Annotated in this window: 4 protein-coding genes and 1 pseudogene; 2 read left to right on the top strand and 3 right to left on the bottom strand. The window is 64.3% G+C overall.

Going from position 1 to position 5,021, the window contains the following annotated elements:
• Positions 1–560 (bottom strand): transposase (locus LDQ05_RS19225; protein ID WP_226438553.1); only part of this gene is annotated, 560 nt, incomplete at its 3' end.
• Between the two features lie 146 nt (positions 561–706).
• Between LDQ05_RS19225 and LDQ05_RS19220 the strand changes: the two genes are divergently transcribed.
• Positions 707–1,657 carry an ATP-dependent nuclease gene (locus LDQ05_RS19220; protein WP_226438552.1) on the top strand — a complete coding sequence of 317 codons (951 nt, stop codon included), beginning with the start codon at positions 707–709 and terminating at the stop codon, positions 1,655–1,657.
• Between the two features lie 3 nt (positions 1,658–1,660).
• Positions 1,661–3,418, top strand: a complete 1,758-nt coding sequence (locus LDQ05_RS19215) for an ATP-dependent helicase (protein WP_226438551.1) — start codon at positions 1,661–1,663, stop codon at positions 3,416–3,418.
• A gap of 117 nt (positions 3,419–3,535) precedes the next feature.
• Here LDQ05_RS19215 and LDQ05_RS19210 read toward each other — a convergent pair whose 3' ends face one another.
• A complete protein-coding gene (locus LDQ05_RS19210) occupies positions 3,536–4,153 on the bottom strand; it encodes a uracil-DNA glycosylase (protein WP_226438550.1) in 618 nt (205 codons plus the stop codon).
• Positions 4,154–4,881: 728 nt separating this feature from the next.
• A pseudogene (locus LDQ05_RS20000) lies at positions 4,882–5,021 on the bottom strand (IS1380 family transposase); the annotation flags it as partial.

Below are 5,021 nucleotides of genomic sequence, written 5' to 3'. Positions count from 1 at the left end.
ATTCCGACGACCCACAGGTACACGTAGTCGACCTGCGAGAGATCCCGCTGGGCGAAGGCTTTCGCCTCGTCCTGCCACTGCGCGGTCAGCCGGGTGATCGAGGAGGCTGAAAGACCCGCACCGGAGCCGAGGAACTGCTCGAGTGCGGGCCCGAAGTCGCTGGTCGACAGGCCGTGCAGATACAGCAGCGGCAACACCTCGGACACCTGGGTGGACTTGCGGGCCCAGGCCGGCAGGATCGACGAGGCAAACTTCTTGCGTGTGCCGATGTCGGGGTCGATGCGCTTGTCGTTCACGCGTGGGCCTTTCACTGTCACTGTTCCGGCGGCGGTCATCACGTCGCGTTCAGTGTGGTAGCCGTTGCGCACGACCAACCGGTGGCCGTTGTCGTCGACCTCACCGGCGTGGCGGGCGATATAGTCGGCGACCTCGGCCTGCAGTGCGGCGGCGAGCATCTGCCGGGCGCCGTCACGGACGATCTCGTCGAGCAGCGACCGACCCGTGGCGGCACCGCCACCGGCCTCGTTCGGGTCCTGGTCTTCGTGTACTACCGTGAGCATGGGCGTGCCTTCCCGCCAGCGCGCCAACGCTGGTCTTGATCAGATTCCTGTGACTTCGTCGATCATCATCCGGGAAGGTGCGTCCTCCCGGGATCCACAGGTTCTGATCATTGCTCTCGTCGGACCCGCGCAGGCTCATCCGAGCGATGCAGCTGTTCGTCGATGGAACCGCTCAGCGGCAGCTCACCAGCACCAGCCTCGGCGCGTTGAATGTTCTGTACTTCTCGCTACTCGAGCTGCGGCTGAAACAGCGACTGGAGAGTGCAGAGGTCGCGCATGTGCTACTCGCCATCGAAGAGCCCGAGGCGCACCTGCATCCGCATCTTCAGCGGCTGCTGTTCAAACACCTGCAGCAAGACGACGTCAGTCGATCGACAGTCGTCACTACCCATTCGCCGCACATCGCGAGTGCAACCTCGGCACGGAACCTCGTCATGCTGCGCACGACCCCTGAGGGCACCGTTGCACACGCTGCTGCTGAAGCGAATCTGACCCAGGACGAGTGGGACGACATCGACAGATATCTAGACGCGACTCGCTCGGAGCTGGTCTTCGCCCGGCGGGTGCTGCTTGTCGAGGGCGTGGCTGAGCAGCTCATGGTCCCCTCCCTCGCACGCACACTCGGGATTGACCTGGACGAGGTCGGTATCTCTGTGTGCGCTATCGGTGGGACCCACTTCGCCGCGTACATCAAGCTGTGCAGGGCGCTGGGCATTCCGTGGGCTGTGCTGACCGACGGCGACCCCACCATCAAGGTCACCGGCGCCCGCCGCAAGCAGCTGCTGGAGCAGAAAATCGGCGCAGACCCGGACGCCATCTTCGTCGGCGCCACCACGTTCGAGCACGACATCATCGTGGAATCGGACTCGAACCGCTCCGCGATCGTCAGGGTTTTGACTGGACTCCTTGATGACACTGCGCACGACGACCTCGCGGCCGTGGCCTCCTGGGAGCATGAGACTCCAGAGGTGAAGGTTTTCCTCAAAATGATCTCCACAATCGGAGGCAAAGGACGATTCTCCCAACGGCTGGCGAGTGCAAAACTCGATGCGCCGCAACACCTGGCCGCCGCACTTGAATATCTGTTGGAGCCGTAAGTCATGGTTAGCCTGCGACGTGCGATCGCCGAACTAGAGACAAACGCCGCGCAGTGGGAAGCATTCCAGCATGAGGGGCACTGCGCCGTCCTTGCTCCTCCCGGCAGCGGCAAGACGAAACTGCTCACCACGAAAGCGGTCTGGTTGGCGAACAATGCCGTCGCGCCCGGCCGCGGGCTGGCTTGCATCACGCTGACGAACCCAGCTGCAGCCGAGCTGCACACGCGAATCCGAGGCCTGGGGCAGACGGTGGGACGCACTGTCGTCGTCGGTACGGTTCACTCGTTCGCTTGGTCCCACATCATCCGGCCGTTCGCTTCTGCAGCGGGGTTCCCCGAGCGGTCGAAGTACACACTGGCACCGCGTGGCGAAACCAATGCCGCGATGCGGGAAGCCATTCGTCGAGTGTTCGGCCCGCACGAGGACACCCGCTATGTGGACTCGACGGTCAAGCGTCACCGCAAACTGTGCCTCACCGAGGAGGGATGGAATGCCGCAGGCCCAGACATTCGTGCGGTAGCTCTCGAGTACGAACGCTTACTGCGGGGCAAAGACTACGTCGACTTCGATGACGTCATCGCAATGGCAGTTCGCCTGGTCGAGGAGCACCCCTTCGTAAGAACGGTTCTTCACGCCCGCTACCCGTATCTGATGGTCGATGAGTACCAGGACCTCGCGCCGGGTCTACACCGCATCGTCACCGCGCTCTCGTTTGATGAAGGCAGCACGACACTGTTCGCTGTCGGTGACCCGGATCAGGCCATCTACGGATGGACCGGCACTCGCCCGGAGCTCCTGCTCGAGCTCGCCGAGCACGAATCCGTCCGCCGGGTAGAACTGCGGATCAACTATCGATGCCGGGCGCTCATCGCTGCCGCTGGCCAGCGAATTCTCGGTGGCGACGGCCCCGAGGTCGTGACGTCCCGAGACGGCGGATCCGTCACTACACGATGCGAGCCCGGCGGATTGAGTGCACAGGCGAACTACATAGCCGGCCGGATCATGGAGCTGCAGGCGATCGAGGTGCCATTGCACGAGGTTGCCGTGCTGGCTCCCACCCACGACGACTGCAACGAGCTCGTCACTGTTCTCCGAGAGCATGGCATACCGGTGGCCTGGCGAGCGGATGGCTACTTGTCAACGCCGCTGACGATCACAGTAGAGGCCTTCGCTGCCTGGGCTTCGTGTGGCAGGGAGGACAGCGGCTACAAGCTGGGCGATCTCCTGGATCAATGGCAGCAGCTCGGCGACTGGGAGGTGCAACGAGCCGGCACCAATGACATCGTCGGTGCCCTTCTCTCCGCTGCTGCGGACACCTCTGCGGGCGAGTTCGTAGAGACTGTCGTGGCGATTATGGAGTCTACGAATGCTCTGAGTGCTCTCCGGCCAGACGACGCCAACGAACTTGTCCATATGCGTGAGGCTCTGAGCCCTTCCGGGGAGATGGCCCACTTCTCCGTGCGCGACCTGGGTCGCCTTCGCCTTCGCGACGGACGAGTCGAGGTATCGACGATGTCGGCAAGCAAGGGCCTGGAGTTCGATCACGTCTTTATCGCGGCGCTGGAACAGGGCAAGCTACCGTTCTTCAACTCAGCTCGCGGGTCGGCAGCGTGGGAGGAGGATCGACGCAAGTTCTATGTCTCGTTCACCCGGGCACGCGAGGCAGTCGAGGTTCTCTATTCCGGCTGGTACGTGACCAAATGGGGGTCTCGGAAGAGCAACGGACCGAGCGTGTTCCTCCGCGAATCTGGCTTGGTTTAGCGATAGGGAAATACTCCAGACTGGTTGACGTAAGAGCGGCTATCGGCATCGGACGATGACGAATTGCATCTGATGCAGGTATTCGCGGACGGTAATGCGGTGTGCGGGGCAGGCCCCTCAGAATGCGAGGGATCGGGCGATCTGCGCGATCGCCGCCTCGAAGCGTTCACGGCCCCCGGGCGAATTCAACCCGCGGGCCGAACAGTGCGGAATCTTACCGGGCAGCACATACAGATCGCGGGCGATGCCCGCCCGCGCCCAGCCGTCGCGGGCGGCAGCGCCCAGCAACAGCACCTGCTCGAGGTCCGGGCACAGGTCCACGACTTCGCGTGTCCACCGCACCGATCGGGCGCGTTCAGCGGGGGTCGAGCCACCGTTCTTGACACCGGCCACCGGAAACGGCACCACGTTCCAGTGCACGACCTGCGACCACGGCACGCCGTGACGCGCATACGCCTCGCGGCAGTTGCGGGCGGTGCGATCGTCGTTGTCCAGGCTCAGCAGTCCCGACCCGGTGCCGGCCTCGGCCTTGGTGGACGGGTTGTCGAGCAGTACCAGTACCCGTGCGTTGATCCCGCCCTGATCGGGATCGACATACGGAACGTGGCCGTGCGGCAGGCCGACCGTATCGGCGATACGGTCGGCCAGCTCGTTCAACGGCTTCACATGTTGGTCGCGGATGCGCGCCATCTTCGCGGCCACCACGGCGGGATCGGCGTTACGTCCGTTCGGCATGCGTCAGAGGATGACACACCGGCCCGACAAACGTCGCAAAGGGTGCGGAACCATGACCGCTGTTCGTAGGGCGCGCTGCCGCCGCGGCAGTTTCGGTCGTCAGCGGTACGGCAGAGGAGACCGGGGGCCGGCGACGGACGAGGAGCTGCTCGTGTCTCCGGCCGATGTCGGTGGTGACCGCTAGCGTGATCTCGACCCAGCGCTCCGCCGTGGAGGAAACCACGTTCGATCACGACGTCGACTACCCGACTGCCGTCGCCAGCTACGACGACGAGGGCGTCGCTGCGGCGATCGAATGGTCGGTCGGACAGATGGAGGATGGCTCGACGCTGTCGGTGTGGACCTCACTGAAGTCAAACCTCCAGAACTGCCCTGAGCTGCAAAGACTCGTGCAGCGCCACCACGACGTCGAGCACATCACCGGTCGCGGCGGCACTATGCCAGCGGGCCCCGGCCCTGTCCTGATGGCATGGGCAGACATGGGCGACATCGGCGAGTTGGTGCGCTACAGCCGCGGTATCCGTGCGCTCTGCGTGATCACCTGGAACGAGGATCGGCTCCGGCCCTGGGTCGCCGCCATGAAACCCGACATTCTCGGCGACGGCTCCGCGTGGGCGGACCTGCGCTTCGATCTCGACCCGATCGTGATCGAGGCACTGAAGGGCTGGAGTAGCCGTGCACCTCGCGGATCGTGGGGGTACCGCCCTGCACGAAGTGCTTGGGGGAGCGTCGACATCGACGAACGTCACCTGATCCGCCCCGTCGAGCAGTCCGGGGACCTGGTCGGTCAGGCCGGTGAGCAGGCGTGCCGCGACGGCGTCGAGTTGCTGGACGTGACCGTGCGTGAACGACCGCAGATACGTGCCCA

This window comes from Rhodococcus yananensis (assembly GCF_020515525.1).
Classification (GTDB): domain Bacteria; phylum Actinomycetota; class Actinomycetes; order Mycobacteriales; family Mycobacteriaceae; genus Rhodococcus; species Rhodococcus yananensis.
Note: the sequence above shows the minus strand (reverse complement) of the source record. Positions and strands in the feature narration are given on the sequence as shown.